Source organism: Streptomyces sp. NPDC107522 (genome assembly GCF_055657525.1).
The window spans coordinates 13,236-28,508 of sequence record NZ_JBVKAU010000015.1; the positions used below are offsets into that span (position 1 = coordinate 13,236).

Consider the following 15,273-nt stretch of genomic DNA (forward strand, 5'->3'; position numbering starts at 1 on the left):
ACGGTCCGCCACCGAGGCGTTGGTCGGCTCGCTGAGGGCGGCAGGTCGGCCGTGCCGTCAGGCGTGGGCGGCTCACTGAGGCGAAAAGTTGGCTGCCCCCGTCAGGTGTGGTCGGCCCCCCGAAGCGAAAGGTTGGCTGCCCCGTCAGGCGTGGTCGGCCCCCCGAGGCAAAAAGTTGGCCGTCCCGTCACGTGTGCTCGGCCCACCGACGCGAAGGTCGGCCGTCCCGCCAGGCGTGGTCGGCCCCCCGAGGCAAAAAGTTGGCCGTCCCGTCACGCGTGGTCGGCCCACCGACGCGAAGGTCGGCCGCCTCGCAGGCGTGATCGGCCCACGACGCGGAGGTCGGCCCGCCCCGCAGGCGTGTTCGGCCACTCCTGAGGCGACCGCGGACCACTGGCGAGGTTGACGCCCTGCCGGTGTGGTGCGCATCGGCCCATTGCAGTGCGTTGGAGTGGACGGTGGGCCTGTTGTCGGGTCGGCTTGAGGCGTTGGATCGGGCTCGCCGTCGAGGCGTGCGCCGCGTGCAGGTGTTCGGGTGGAACGCGGCGTTCCTCACCCATGCAGGTGACTCGCCCCGCCGTGGCGTCCGGCCCCCGCCCTCCCGCCGGTCACGGAACACCCGTACGTGCTGGCATCCTTGGCGTAAACACGTCGTACGCGTAGGGATCCTCGCGGTACACCCCCTCCGCCCGATCCTTCTGTACTTTCTTCGTGACCGCCCACCCACGACCAGGAGCCCCGGCCACGTGACCCCCGTGAGCAGCCCCTCACCGCACGGCCAGTCGTCGCTGCGCACCGTGCAGGTGCTGGGCGGCGGCAACGCCGGCAGTAGCGCGCATGTGCGATCGCTGGCCTCGGGGCTGGTCGCGCGGGGCGTGCGGGTCACCGTGTGCGCCCCTGTCGAGGCCGATCACCTCTACGACTTCACCGGCGCCGGCGCCGAACACGTGCATGTGCCGAGGAGCAGCGACCCCGCGTCCGTGGCCGTGCTGCGAGCGGCGTGCGCGGAGGCCGACCTGGTGCATGCGCACGGGCTGCACGCCTCCTTCCGTGCCGTGCTCGCGCTGAGCGGACGGCGTACTCCACTCGTCGTCACCTGGCACGACCGGGCGTATGCCGAGGGGGCCCGCGCCCATCTCGTACGGCTGTTGGAGCGGCGGGTCGTCAAGGCCGCCTCCGTCGTGCTCGGAAGCACCTCGGCGCTGGTCGACCGGGCCCGCCGGACCGGAGCCCGGGACGCGCGCCTGGCCGCCGTCGCGCTGCCCGGGGCGCGCCGCGGCGTCGAGCCCGACGACCCCGACCGGCTGCGGCCCAAGGTCCGCGCAGAACTCGGCGCCACCGGGCGCCCGTTGCTGATCGCCGTCGGCTCGCTCGAGCGGCACCGCGGATACGACGTGCTGCTGGACGCCTCGCGTGCATGGCTGCGGCTCGATCCCGTGCCGTTGGTGGTGATCGCGGGGGAGGGGGAGCTGCGGGCCGCGCTGCAGCGGCGGATCGAGGACGAGGGGCTGCCCGTGCGGCTCATCGGGCGGCGCGACGACGTCTCCGAACTGCTCGCCGCCGCCGACATCGCGCTCCTGCCCAGCAGGTGGGAGGCGCGGTCCGTGCTGGCCCAGGAGGCCCTTCACACGCGCGTGCCGCTCGTCGCCACCGACGTCGGCGGCATCCCGGAACTCGTCGGTGACGCGGCCGAACTCGTCCCGTACGGCGACCCGGAGGCGCTCGCCGACGCCGTCGTACGGCTGCTCGGCGACCCCGAGCGGCGGGAACTCCTGAAGGAGCGGGGCGTGCGGCAGGCGGCGACCTGGCCGACCGAGGACGAGACGGTCGCTCAAGTGCTCAGTGTCTACGACGAGTTGACGCAGCCTCGGCCGATGATCTAGGCGCTCCGCGGTCGCCTCTCCTACGGCACGTGCCGCCGTGCCCGCAGCGCCAGGCTCAACGCCAGGACCGTCTGCGGGTCGTCGAGGTCGGTGCCGAGCAACTCGCCGATGCGGGCGAGGCGGTTGTAGAGCGTCTGCCGGTTGAGGTGCAGTTCGCGGGCCGTCTCGGCCTTGCGGCCCGCGTGCGCCAAGTATGTCTCCAGGGTGGGCAGCAGGGGCGGTTTGGAGCGGTTGTCGTGGTTGCGGAGCGGGCCGATCGCGCGGTCCACGAAGGCCGCGAGGTCGGGGTGGTCGCGCAGCCGCCACAGCAGCAGGTCGATGTCGAGGCGCCGGGCGTCGTACCAGGGGCGGTCCGTCAGGCCCTGCGCCGCCGTCGCCGTCTCCGCCGCGTGTCTGAGGCCCGCCGAGGCCGCCGCCCAGCCGCCGGCCACTCCGACGACCACCACCGGCGGCTGCGCTCCGGGCCGCTGGATCCCGGCCCGCTCCACGCCCGCCCGCAGCGCCGCCGCGACGCGGTCCGCGACCGCCGACCGCTCCGACTCCGACCGCAGGCCCAGCAGCACCAGGACACGGCCCTCCACCGGCCGTACGCCCAGCAGGACCGGCACCCCCACCGACGCCAGCTCCTCCGCGACCGCACGCGCCAGCACCGCCCAGCCGCCGCCCGGCGACAGGACGTCCCCCAGCCGCATCACCACCGGCAGCAGCGGGCTGTTGCCCGGCTTGAAGCCCAGCACGCGCGCCTGCGCCGGGGCGTCGTCGGCGGCGATACGGCCCTCCGCCAGGTCCGTCAGGAAGTCCCCGCGTCCGCGTGCCGCCAGTTCCTCCTCCTGCCGCGCCTGCATCAGCACCACGGCCAGAATCCCCGCCGCCCGCTCGGCGGCCATGCGATGGACGGGCGTGAGCGGGCCCCGCACGGGGAGCAGGACGAGCCGCGCCCGGACCGAACCCGTCCCGGGCCCGCCGCCCGGCACATCCACCAGCACCGACCCGGCGGGCGGCGGCGCGTCCTTGTGCTGCCCCCGCAGCCCCTCCCACACCTGCAACGGGTCCGCACCCTCGGGCCCGGCCCCGGCGGCGTACAGCAGCCGGCCGTCCGTCGTCTCCAGGAAGACCGGGTTGCCGCTGAAGTCGGCCAGGATGCCGAGCACCTGGGGCACACCGCCGCCGCCGAGCAGTGCTTCCGTGCACCGTCGGTGCACCTCCTCCGCCCGTTGCAGCAGTGCGTAGTGGCCGTTGACGATCTCGGTGTGGATCTCCTCGGTGACCGTCACGAAGGGCACCTCGCGATGCAGCTGGACCAGCGGCAGACCGGCTGCACGGGCCGTGTCGACCAGCGCGGCGGGCAGGCGCGTGAAGCGCGGGCCGAGCTCGACGACGAGGGCCGCGATACCGCGCTCGGCCAGGGTGCGCACGAACGCGCGCTGGTCGGCCGGGCGGGTGCCGAGACCGTAGCCCGTGGTCAGCAGCAGCTCGCCGCCCTTCAGCAGCGAGGCGATGTGCGGCACCTCGCCCGCGTGCACCCAGCGCACGGTCCGCCCCAGCCGGTCGGCGCCCGCCAGGATCTCGGGCAGCCCGCTGCGCAGCCCCGGCAGCTCCAGCGCCCGCCGCACGGTGATCCCGGCGCCGTGGGTGCCGAATCCGCTCTCCGTACCGCCCGTGCCGCTGCCCATGCCGCCTGTACGGCTGCCCGTACCGCCCGTACCGCTGTCCATGAGCCGGACGCTACCCGCGGGGATGCTTCCACGACATCTCCGGACGGTTACGGAGACGATCACCGGCGCCCGACGCCCGACAATGCGTCGCGCCGCACGCCGGATTGCGGGACCCCTTGTCGGTTGTGGCGTACATCACTGCGCCGCCAGACTGGCGTATCCGAAGGAAGCGGGTGCTTCACCTTCGGATTTCGTTGCGGAAGCACGTCGAGAGGGATGGAATGACGGAAACACCCACGCGAGAGGTTCACCGGCTCAAGGCGAACTCCGTCGGCCTGGTGGGCGTCGTCTTCATGGCGGTCGCCACCGCCGCGCCGATCACCGCGATGACGGGCAACCTGCCCATCGCGGTCGGCTTCGGCAATGGCACGGGCGCGCCCGCCGGCTATCTCTTCGCGACGCTCGTGCTGACGGTGTTCTCCGTCGGATACGTCGCCATGGCCCGCCGTATCACCGCTGCGGGCGCCTTCTACGGCTACATCTCGCACGGGCTGGGCCGGATCACCGGCATGGCGTCCGGGATGCTCGCCGTCCTGGCGTACGTCGTCTTCGAGGCGTCCATCGTCGGCGTCTTCTCGTACTTCGCGCAGACGACGGTCCACGACCAGCTCGGGCTCGACCTGCCCTGGATCCTGTACGCCGCCGCCATGCTGCTCGTCACCGCGGTCCTGGCGTACTTCGACATCAACCTGACCGCGAAGGCCCTCGGCGTGATGCTGCTCGCCGAGATCGCGGTCCTCTTCGCGGTCGCCACGGCCGTGCTCCTGCACGGCGGCGGCCCGGACGGCATCCCCATGGAGCCCGTCAACCCCAAGAACGCCTTCACGGGCGCGTCCGCCGGTCTCGGCCTGTTCTTCGCGTTCTGGTCGTGGGTCGGCTTCGAGTCGACCGCGATGTACGGTGAGGAGTCCCGCGACCCCAAGCGCGTCATCCCGCGCGCGACGCTGATCTCGGTGATAGGCGTCGGGATCTTCTACATCTACGTCTCCTGGATGACCATCGCCGGCAACGGCCTCGAGGCCTCGGTCGACATCTCCTCCGGTACCAGCCCGCTCGACCTGTTCTTCGACCCGGCGCACACCTACATCGGCGCCTGGGCCGTCGACGCCTTCCAGTGGCTGCTGATCACCGGCTCGTTCGCCTGCGGCATGGCCTTCCACCAGTGCGCCGCCCGCTACCTGTATGCCATCGGCCGCGAGGGCTTTCTGCACCCCGCGCTCGGCCGTACACACGCCCGGCACGGGTCTCCGTACATCGCGTCCTTCGTGCAGTCGGTCATCGCGGTCGCGCTCGTCGGGGCCTTCTGGCTGACCGGTCAGGACCCGTACATCCACCTGTACACGCTGCTCGCGATCCTCGGCACGATGGCGATCCTCATCGTGCAGACCCTGTGCTCCTTCGCGGTCATCGGCTACTTCCGCAGGAACCACCCCGAGGACCGCCACTGGTTCCGGACGTTCACCGCCCCGCTGCTCGGCGGCATCGGCATGATCGCGGTCGTGGGGCTGCTGGTGACCAACCTGGACACCGCGGCCGGTACGGCGGCCGGCTCGCTCTTCTTCAAGGCCATCCCGTGGATCGTGGGGCTGGTCTTCTTCGGCGGGCTCGGGCTCGGCTGGTATCTGAAAGTCCGGCGGCCGGAGCGGTACGCCGTGATCGGCCGGATCGTGCTGGAGGACTCGGCCGAGCGGGAGGAAGATCCGGTTACGGCACCTGCGGCGGGGTAGCGGCGTCCGCATGGACTTCAGCGTGGTTGCCGTGGCACGGGAGGACGACAGTCCGGTCGAGGAGCCGTTGCGGGTGGCGGTGGCCGCCGATCGGCTCGGGTACCGCGAGGTGTGGGCGGGGGAGGGGCCGACCTGGGACTCCTTCGTCCTCGCCGCGGCCATCGGGCGGGCCACCGAGCGGGTCGCGCTGACGGCCGGTCCTGTGGGGGTGTCGGTGCGGGATCCGTTCGGCATCGCGCGGGGTGCCGCCTCGGTCGCGGCCGTCACCGGGCGGCCGGTCGGGGTGGCGCTGGGGACGTCCAGCAAGCGGGTCGTCGAGGGCGTGCACGGGGTGCCGCGGGTGCGGCCCGCGGCGGCGATGGAGGCCTCGGCGGCGGCCGTACGGGGCTTCCTGCGCGGCAAGCCCGGCGAGCCGGTGGTCCCCGGCAGCGTCTTCCGGCGCCGCCTCCAGCCGCCCGGTGGCCCGCTCACCGTGGCGGCCTTCGGTGACCGCGCGATCGCCACGGCCGCCGCGCACGCCGACCGGATGCTGCTCGACATCGTCTCGCCGGAACAGGTCCGCACACTGCGGGCGAAACTCGAAGCGGCCGCCGAGCGTGCGGGCCGTACGGCGCCGCCGACGCTGGCCGCCTGGCTGCCGGCCGCCGTCGATCCGGACCCGGACTCTCTCACGCAGGTGCTGCGGAGCATCGCCGGGTATCTGACGGTGCCGGGCTACAGCGACATGTTCGAGGCGGCAGGGTTCGGGCAGGCCGTCGAGCTGGCCCGCAGCGGTGCCGACTCCGACGCACTGGTCGGGGCGCTGCCCGCCGAGGCGGCCGGAATGGTCGGCCTGGTGGGCGACGTCGACGCCGTACGCGCGCGTGCCGAGGAGTACGCCGAGGCCGGGCTCGACGAGATCGCCCTCGTCCCGGCGACGGCGGGCGATCCGGGCGGGGAGCGGACACTGGGGGCGCTGGCGCGGGCCTGATCCCACCGCAGGGTCGGATCGCTCGCCCCCGCCGGCGGGGTGCCGCTTCGTTGGCACGGGCGCCGCCCCAGCGGCACGCCTGCCCGCAGCTACGAGCGCTGTACGGTGCCGCCCGCCTGACAGCCGTTGACGGGCGCCGGTCCGCGCAGGCTTGTCCAGGCCGCCGTGTTCCTGCCCGCGCAGCCCTGATCAAGCTGTCGTATCCCCGTCGTGGCCCTCAAGAAGGCCCGTCCAATCGGCCGCGAATTCTCGTGCCGAAGCTGGCTCAGCCCTGGCGCCGGCACCCCCGGTACCCCAGGCCCCGGCTGCGCACCCTTCGCGTTCGCGCGCGGCGACCGGAATCCAACTGGAATCCGGCATCCAACCGGAACCAGTGCCCCCGTCGAAGCCTCAGGCCGGCCTGATGTTGTGGTTGAACCGGAAGACGTTGTCCGGGTCGTACCGTCGCTTCAGCTCGGCCAGTCGCCGGGTGTTCTCGGGGCCCAGGCCGGCCACGACCCGCTCCGCGCCCTCGTCGCCGATGAAGTTCAGATAGACCGCGCCGGTGCTCCACGGCCGGACGTCGGCGCGGACGTCCCGCACCCACCGGATGCAGCGCTCGTCGTCCGCCGGGTCCTCCCACATGCCGTAGGGGTGCACCGCCCAGGGCGCGTCCCGGTAGGGCACGGGGTACTCGTGCGGGCCGGCGGCGATCGCGCCGCCCTGCGGCAGGAGGGCGTGCTGGGTGCCGGTCGGTACGGGCATGCTCTGCGCGTCGGCGCAGTAGACGTCGACGAAGTCGTCCGGCGCTCCCGTCAGATACTCCGCCGACCAGTAGTGCCGCATGCCGGGCGGATCGTCGATCATGCACTGCACGTCGGCGTACGGCATCGCGCCGACGATCTCGGCCTCGTGCGGCAGCGCCAGCAGCGGCTCGGCGTACTTGCGCATGTCCTGCTCGGCACCGGCGTACGTCAGCAGCGCACCGCACATCAGTGTGCCGACCAGAGCCGGCGGTACGAACTCCTCGGGCGGGCCGGTGAAGTGCAGGATGCCGCCGCCCACCTCGTCGGGGCCGGACTCGATCAGGTCGCGGAAGGTGCGGACGGCGTCCGCCGCGAACTCCGGCCGGTACAGCAGCAACGCGATGGCGAACTCGGGCAGCTCGTGCAGCTTCAACGTGATCGCGGTGGCGACGCCGAAGTTGCCGCCGCCTCCGTGCAGGGCCCAGAACAGGTCCGGGTTCTCGTCCGCGTTCGCGTGGGTCAGGTTGCCGTCGGCGGTGACCAGCTCGACCCCGAGCAGATTGTCCACGGCGAGCCCGCAGCAGCGGTCCAGCCAGCCGGTGCCGCCGCCGAGGACGAAGCCGCCGACGCCGGTGGTCGAGGCCCGGCCGCCGGTCGTGGCCAGGCCGTACGCCTGGGTGGCGCGGTCGAGATCGCTCATCGTGGCCCCGCCCGCGACCCGTACCGCCTCGGCCGCGGGATCGACGGTGACCGCGCGCATATGGCGCAGGTCGACGACCAGACCGTTGTCGTTGAGCGCCATGCCGGCCACGCTGTGCCCGCCGCCGCGCACCGCGATGTTGAGATCCAGGTCGCGTCCGAAGCGTACGGCCCGCACGACGTCGTCCTCGTCCACGCACTGTGCGATCACCGCGGGCCGACGGTCGATCATGGTGTTGAAGACGACCCGCGCGTCGTCGTAGCCGACATCGCCCGGGGCGAACACGTCACCGGAGAGATCCTCGCGCAGCGCGGCGAGGGCCGCGCCCGCCTTGGAGTGGGTAGCCATGGCCACCCCCTTCCAAAAGGGGCAAATGGGATGTACTCAGCCTAGGCGGAAGCACCCCGAAGGGGCGCGGGGCAGTGTCGATCTGCGGCTCCGCCGCGTGGGCGGAACCAGCCACGACGAAGCCGCAGAGGACCGACGACCTCCACGGCCTTCCCGGCGGAGCGTCTAGCCGCCGTACGCCCCGGACGCCGTCAGCCGCAGCGCGGTGTCGATCAGCGGCACGTGGCTGAAGGCCTGCGGGAAGTTGCCGACCTGGCGCTGCAGGCGCGGGTCCCACTCCTCCGCCAGCAGACCGAGGTCGTTGCGCAGGGACAGCAGCTTCTCGAACAGCTTGCGGGCCTCGTCGACGCGGCCGATCATCGCCAGGTCGTCGGCCATCCAGAACGAGCAGGCCAGGAAGGCGCCCTCGTCGCCGGGCAGGCCGTCGACGCCCTCGTGGGCGCCCTGCGTCGGGTAGCGCAGGATGAAGCCGTCCTCGGTGGACAGCTCGCGCTGGATCGCCTCGATGGTGCCGATGACGCGCTTGTCGTCCGGCGGCAGGAAGCCCATCTGCGGGATCAGCAGCAGCGAGGCGTCCAGCTCCTTGGAGCCGTACGACTGCGTGAAGGTGTTGCGCTCCTTGTCGTAGCCCTTCTCGCACACGTCCCTGTGAATGTCGTCACGCAGCTCGCGCCAGCGCTCCAGCGGGCCGTCGGCGTCGCCGGACTCGATGAGCTTGATGGTGCGGTCGACGGCGACCCAGGCCATGACCTTGGAGTGCACGAAGTGCCGGCGCGGGCCGCGCACCTCCCAGATGCCCTCGTCCGGCTCGTCCCAGTGGTCCTCCAGGTAGCGGATCAGCTTCAGCTGGAGCAGAGAGGCGTAGTCGTTGCGGGCCAGACCCGTCATGTGGGCCAGGTGCAGGGCCTCGGTGACCTCGCCGTACACGTCCAGCTGCAGCTGGTGCGCGGCGCCGTTGCCGACCCGGACCGGCGCGGAGTTCTCGTAGCCGGGCAGCCAGTCCAGCTCGGCCTCGCCCAGCTCGCGCTCGCCGGCGATGCCGTACATGATCTGCAGGTTCTCGGGGTCGCCCGCGACGGCCCGCAGCAGCCACTCCCGCCAGGAGCGGGCCTCCTCGCGGTAGCCGGTGCGCAGCAGCGAGGACAGGGTGATCGCCGCGTCCCGCAGCCAGGTGTAGCGGTAGTCCCAGTTGCGGACACCGCCGATGTCCTCCGGCAGCGAGGTCGTGGGCGCCGCGACGATGCCGCCGGTCGGGGCGTACGTCAGCGCCTTCAGCGTGATCAGCGAGCGGATCACCGCCTCGCGGTACGGGCCGTGGTACGTACAGTGCTCGACCCACTCCCGCCAGAAGTCCTCCGTCGCCTCCAGCGACTGCTCCGGCTCCGGCAGCGCCGGCGGCTGCTTGTGCGAGGGCTCCCAGGAGATGGTGAACGCGATCCGCTCACCCGGGGCGACCGTGAAGTCCGAGTACGTCGTCAGCGACTTGCCGTAGGTCTCGGTCTCCGCGTCGAACCACACCGAGTCCGGGCCGGCGACGGCGACCGTACGGCCCTCGTGCTTGTGCACCCACGGCACCACCCGGCCGTACGAGAAACGCATCCTGAGCGCCGAACGCATCGGCACCCGGCCCGAGACGCCCTCCACGATCCGGATCAGCTGGGGCGCGCCGTCACGCGGGGGCATGAAGTCGATCACCCGGACCGTTCCGCGCGGCGTGTCCCACTCGGACTCCAGGATCAGGGAGTCGCCGCGGTAGCTGCGCCGGGCCGCGGTGGGCGGCGGGGCGTCGGAGGCATGGGCGGGGCCGAGCCGCCAGAAGCCGTGCTCCTCGGTGCCCAGCAGGCCGGCGAAGATGGCGTGCGAGTCGAAGCGGGGCAGGCACAGCCAGTCCACTGTGCCGTCCCGGCAAACCAGTGCGGCGGTCTGCATGTCTCCGATGAGTGCGTAGTCTTCGATGCGCCCGGCCACGTGCAACTCCAGTCGAACGGCCACGTCACCCCCTCCTGGCAAGGGGGCTCTCGCTAGTGCGGTCAAGGGGTGGTTGTAATGCGTCGTTGAGCCGTGAAGCAAAGCAGTCGCTTCCGCCCTGAGGCAAACGACAGTCTCTTCTCAACAATCTCTGCTCAACGAACTGACGAGCTCTCGTTGTTCCGGGTGTGACGGGCGGGGGTGGTGCCGTGTTTGCCGGCCGGGCTCGGCAGCGAATGTCCGAGCAGGATACGACGCACGTAGATGATCTGCGTGCCGCTCCGGGCAACCCGGGTCGGCCGAACGGGTGAGCAGGGGGTGAGTGATGGGTGAGAAGCGGGCGGGCCGTGCGGATCCGTGCCGACTCGTGTGCGGAGCGTGGCCGGAAGCCATCGCTTCTCGGCGCTGATACCCTGGTAGCCCGTGGACCGGTGGGCGTGAAGACCCCCGAACCGCACTTCAAGATCGCGACCACGGGAGCCCCCTCTTGGCCATGCCAAAATCCACGACGACCAAGCACATCTTCGTCACCGGGGGTGTCGCCTCCTCGCTCGGCAAGGGCCTGACGGCCTCCAGCCTCGGCATGCTGCTCAAGGCGCGGGGCCTGCGCGTCGTCATGCAGAAGCTGGACCCGTACCTCAATGTCGACCCTGGCACGATGAACCCCTTCCAGCACGGTGAGGTGTTCGTCACCAACGACGGCGCCGAGACCGACCTGGACATCGGCCACTACGAGCGTTTCCTCGACCGCGACCTGGACGGCTCCGCCAACGTCACCACCGGTCAGGTGTACTCGACGGTGATCGCCAAGGAGCGGCGCGGCGAGTACCTGGGCGACACCGTGCAGGTCATCCCGCACATCACCAACGAGATCAAGCACCGCATCCGCCGTATGGCGACGGACGAGGTGGACGTCGTGATCACGGAGGTCGGCGGCACGGTCGGAGACATCGAGTCGCTGCCGTTCCTGGAGACCGTCCGCCAGGTCCGTCACGAGGTCGGCCGGGACAACGTGTTTGTGGTGCACATCTCGCTCCTGCCGTACATCGGCCCCTCGGGAGAGCTGAAGACGAAGCCGACCCAGCACTCGGTTGCGGCCCTGCGGAACATCGGTATTCAGCCAGATGCGATCGTGCTGCGCTGCGACCGCGAGGTGCCGACCGCGATCAAGCGCAAGATCAGCCTGATGTGCGACGTCGACGAGGCCGCCGTGGTGGCCTGCCCCGACGCCCGCTCGATCTACGACATCCCGAAGACCGTGCACGGCGAGGGCCTGGACGCCTACGTCGTCCGCAAGCTGGACCTGCCGTTCCGGGACGTGGACTGGACGACCTGGGACGACCTGCTCGACCGCGTCCACAACCCCGACCACGAGATCACCCTGGCGCTGGTCGGCAAGTACATCGACCTGCCCGACGCCTACCTCTCGGTCACCGAGGCGCTGCGCGCGGGCGGCTTCGCCAACAGGGCCCGCGTGAAGATCAAGTGGGTCACCTCCGACGACTGCAAGACCCCGGCCGGCGCCAAGCAGCAGCTCTCCGACGTGGACGGCATCTGCATCCCGGGCGGCTTCGGCGACCGCGGTGTCCTCGGCAAGGTCGGCGCGATCAAGTACGCCCGCGAGAACAGGATCCCGTTGCTGGGTCTGTGCCTGGGCCTGCAGTGCATCGTGATCGAGGCGGCGCGCAACCTCGCCGACATCGGCGACGCGAACTCCACCGAGTTCGACCCGGCCACCTCCCACCCGGTGATCTCCACCATGGCCGAGCAGCTCGACATCGTCGCCGGTGAGGGCGACATGGGCGGCACCATGCGCCTCGGCATGTACCCGGCCAAGCTGGCCGAGGGCTCGATCGTGCGTGAGGTGTACGACGGCAAGGAGTACGTCGAGGAGCGGCACCGTCACCGGTACGAGGTGAACAACTCCTACCGGGCGGAGCTGGAGAAGAAGGCGGGCATCCTGTTCTCCGGCACGTCGCCCGACGGCAAGCTCGTGGAGTACGTGGAGTACCCCCGCGAGGTCCACCCTTATCTGGTGGCCACGCAGGCCCACCCCGAGCTGCGCTCGCGTCCGACGCGTCCGCACCCGCTGTTCGCGGGCCTCGTGAAGGCCGCGGTCGAGCGGAAGAATTCGAAGTAACACGTCAGTTGTACGGTGGCCGGGGTGCAAACCTTCAAAGGTGCGCACCCCGGTTTTCTTTGGCGGGTTCTTTTTGAAAGCGTGTGGAAGGGCAGGGCATTGACGATCAAGGACACCCCGCAGGAGTGGGAGATCCGGGCGACGGACACCCCCTTCGTGGGGAACAAGACCTCCGTCCGCACGGACGACGTGGTCATGCCCGACGGCTCGGTGGTACGCCGCGACTACCAGGTCCACCCCGGCTCGGTGGCCGTCCTCGCCCTCGACGAGGAGGACCGCGTCCTGCTCATCAAGCAGTACCGGCACCCGGTGCGGGAGAAGCTCTGGGAGATCCCGGCCGGCCTGCTCGACATCCCCGGTGAGAACCCGCTGCACGCCGCCCAGCGCGAGCTGTACGAGGAAGCCCACGTCAAGGCCGAGGACTGGCGGGTGCTGACCGACGTCTACACCACCCCCGGCGGTTGCGACGAGGCCGTACGGATCTTCCTCGCCCGGGATCTGTCCGAGGCCGACGGGGAGCGCTTCGAGGTGGAGGACGAGGAGGCCGACCTGGAGCACGCGCGCGTGCCGGTCGACGAACTGGTCCGGGGCGTGCTCGCGGGCGAGCTGCACAACAACTGTCTCGTCGTCGGTGTGCTGTCACTGGTCGCCGCCCGGGCCTCCGGCGGGCTTGACGGGTTGCGGCCGGCGGAAGCGGAGTGGCCGGCGCGGCCGTTCGAGGCGTGAGCGCTCCGCTGGGAGAGCCGACAACTACGGAAGTGTCGCGATAGGTCGTGGGTTGTGTGCGGCGCCGCTGTGGCTGGGCGCGCACTTCCCCGCGCCCCTTAGGGGGCGCGGCCCTGGCGCCCGTTTGATGGTGCCGGTCCTACGATCTGCTGATCCGGTCGGGGGACGTGTCCGCCGTGCTGCGCCCAGATCGTCGCGGACCGTGAACTAGGCTCTGGAGACGCCCTGGCCGAAGTCCCGGCGGGCTAGCGCGTGTGGTGGGACGGGAGCGTGGCCCGTGACGGATCAGGTGGTGGACACAGGCGGCGTGCAGGTGTCGGCACAGGCGTCCGGCGAGCACCGATTCCTGGGCCGCACGCGTGAGTTGAAGGAGCTCCGCGCCGACATCGAGCGCGCGGGCCTGGACACCCTCTCCGGCCGCAAGGCGCCACGCGCGCGCGTGCTGCTCATCGCGGGCCGTCCCGGCTCGGGCCGCACCGCCCTCGCCGAGGAACTGGTACGGCAGGTGGCGGACCGTTACGCCGACGGTGTGCTGCGCGCCCGCCTGAGCGAGCCCGACGGCACCCCCGTCCCCGTCGCGCGCGCGGCCCGGGAGCTGCTCACCGCCCTGGACCGGCCGATTCCGCCCGGCGCCGGCGAGGACGACCTCACGGCGGCCCTGCGCGAGGCCCTGGCCGGGCGCCGGGCCCTGCTCCTGCTGGACGACGCTGCCGAGGCCGAACAGGTCGACGCCCTGCTGCCGGACGCCCCGCAGTGCCTGGTCGTCGCCGTCTCCGGCGGACCGCTGACCGGGATCGCGGACGTGCGGCCCTGCACCGTCGGGGGCCTCGACACCAAGTCGGCTGTGGCGCTGCTGTCCCGGTACACCGGCTCGGTCCGCATCACCGTCGACCCGCGGTCCGCCGAGGGGCTCGTCGAGGTGTGCCAGGGGCAGCCCGCCGCGCTGATGCTGGCGGGTGGCTGGCTCGCCGCCCGCCCCAAGGCGGCCGTCGCCGACCTCGCCAAGCAACTGCGGGCGCAGAGCGAGGAGGGCACCGCGCTCAGCCGGGTCTTCCGCCTCGCCTACGCGTCCCTGCCGACCAACGCCGCCCGGATACTGCGGCTGCTCACCCTCGCCCCGGGCGGCCTCGTCGACCCGCACACAGCCTCCGCCCTGGCCGGCTGCTCGGTCGACGGCGCCCGCACCATCCTGGACGACCTCGTCGCCCTCGGTCTGCTGCACGGCGTCGAATCGCCGCTGCCGCAGTACGAGGTCCCGGCCTGCCTGTACGCCCACCTCAAGGCACTCACCGAGACCCAGGACCGCCCCGCCGAGCTGCAGCTGGCCCGCGCCCGCATGCTGGAGCGGACCGTACGGCTGCTGCAGTCCTGCCGGGCGATCACCGAGACCGACAGCCCCGAGACCCGCCAGAAACTCCTCGGCATGCCCCAGGCCCTGCGCTTCCCCAACCCCCGGGCGGCCGCCGACTGGCTGACCATCCGCCGGCCCGCCCTGCTGGCCTCGGCCCGGGCCGCCGTCGCCGACGGGGAGCTGGACACCCTCGCCCGGCGCCTGATGTCCCAGCTGGTCAGGGCGCTGGTCGTGCACGTCGGCACACAGGCCGCCGCCGATGATCTGTACGCCGTGCACAGCCTGGTCCTCGACGTGGCCGAGCGACAGAACCTCCCGCGCGAGAAGGCCGCGGCCCTGCTGAACCTCGGCGACGTCGACGCCCGGACGGGGCGTACCCAGGCGGCTCTGGTGCGCTATCGGGCCGCGCTGGACGCCGGACGGGAGGCGAACGACCCGTACGCGACCGGCCGCGCGATGGAATCCGTAGGCGGCGCCCATCTGGAGCTCGGGGACTACGACCGGGCCGCCGACTGGTTCGGCCGGGCGCTGGCCCAGCGGCTGGCCCGTGACGAGCGCACGGACGCCGCCCGGCTGTACGGCCGTATCGGCGCCGCCCACACCTTTGCGGGCCGGTACGGCGAGGCGCTGCGGAACTGGCGGGCCGCGGTCGCCGGGCACCGCAAGAACGGGGATCTCGCCGCTCACGCGCGGGCGCTGAGCGAGCTGGCCCGGGTCCAGGAGTACGCGGGGCGGCCCGAGGAGTCGCTGCGCACGTGCCAGGAGGCGGTGGAGTGGGCGCGGCGCGCCGGGGACACGCGGCTGCAGGGGGCGCTGTACCTGCGGCTCGCCGACACCCTGGAGCACCTGGGTGATCCCGCGGCGGCGCAGCTGCACCGGGGCGCGGCCCGGCGGATGCTGGGGGAGGAGCCCGAGGAGCCCGATGTGGACGAGCCTGGCACCGAGCAAGACGCTTTCGAGCCGGAACACGACGCTAACGCCTGCGAAATCCGTAGTACATCCGCTGAAGATTGATGCAAT

General features: G+C 71.9%; 9 protein-coding genes. 6 read left to right on the forward strand and 3 right to left on the reverse strand.

Going from position 1 to position 15,273, the window contains the following annotated elements; translation table 11 throughout:
• Positions 1 to 746: 746 nt before the first annotated feature.
• Positions 747 to 1,883, forward strand: a complete 1,137-nt coding sequence (locus ACZ7L6_RS33750; protein WP_471930571.1) for a glycosyltransferase family 4 protein — start codon at positions 747 to 749, stop codon at positions 1,881 to 1,883.
• Between the two features lie 20 nt (positions 1,884 to 1,903).
• Here the strand turns inward: ACZ7L6_RS33750 and ACZ7L6_RS33755 are convergent, their stop codons facing one another.
• On the reverse strand, positions 1,904 to 3,556 hold the full coding sequence (locus tag ACZ7L6_RS33755; RefSeq protein WP_471930885.1) for a PucR family transcriptional regulator: 1,653 nt from the start codon (positions 3,554 to 3,556) through the stop codon (positions 1,904 to 1,906).
• A 263-nt stretch (positions 3,557 to 3,819) separates the two neighbouring features.
• Between ACZ7L6_RS33755 and ACZ7L6_RS33760 the strand changes: the two genes are divergently transcribed.
• Entirely contained in the window at positions 3,820 to 5,325 is a 1,506-nt protein-coding gene (locus tag ACZ7L6_RS33760; protein WP_471930573.1) for an APC family permease, read from the forward strand.
• 10 nt (positions 5,326 to 5,335) lie between these two features.
• Positions 5,336 to 6,295 carry an LLM class F420-dependent oxidoreductase gene (locus tag ACZ7L6_RS33765; RefSeq protein WP_471930575.1) on the forward strand — a complete coding sequence of 320 codons (960 nt, stop codon included), beginning with the start codon at positions 5,336 to 5,338 and terminating at the stop codon, positions 6,293 to 6,295.
• A gap of 390 nt (positions 6,296 to 6,685) precedes the next feature.
• Here the strand turns inward: ACZ7L6_RS33765 and ACZ7L6_RS33770 are convergent, their stop codons facing one another.
• Entirely contained in the window at positions 6,686 to 8,068 is a 1,383-nt protein-coding gene (locus ACZ7L6_RS33770; RefSeq protein WP_471930577.1) for an FAD-binding oxidoreductase, read from the reverse strand.
• Between the two features lie 165 nt (positions 8,069 to 8,233).
• Positions 8,234 to 10,036, reverse strand: a complete 1,803-nt coding sequence (locus tag ACZ7L6_RS33775) for a glycoside hydrolase family 15 protein (protein ID WP_471930887.1) — start codon at positions 10,034 to 10,036, stop codon at positions 8,234 to 8,236.
• A 493-nt stretch (positions 10,037 to 10,529) separates the two neighbouring features.
• On the opposite strand from ACZ7L6_RS33775, the gene ACZ7L6_RS33780 reads away from it, so the two are divergent.
• From ACZ7L6_RS33780 to ACZ7L6_RS33790, 3 genes are all read left to right on the forward strand, one after another.
• A complete protein-coding gene (locus ACZ7L6_RS33780; RefSeq protein ID WP_471930579.1) occupies positions 10,530 to 12,176 on the forward strand; it encodes a CTP synthase in 1,647 nt (548 codons plus the stop codon).
• A gap of 99 nt (positions 12,177 to 12,275) precedes the next feature.
• Positions 12,276 to 12,902 (forward strand): NUDIX domain-containing protein, encoded by a 627-nt coding sequence (locus ACZ7L6_RS33785; RefSeq protein WP_471930581.1) that lies wholly within the window; start codon positions 12,276 to 12,278, stop codon positions 12,900 to 12,902.
• Between the two features lie 277 nt (positions 12,903 to 13,179).
• Positions 13,180 to 15,267, forward strand: a complete 2,088-nt coding sequence (locus ACZ7L6_RS33790; RefSeq protein WP_471930583.1) for a tetratricopeptide repeat protein — start codon at positions 13,180 to 13,182, stop codon at positions 15,265 to 15,267.
• The last annotated feature ends 6 nt before the right edge of the window (positions 15,268 to 15,273 follow it).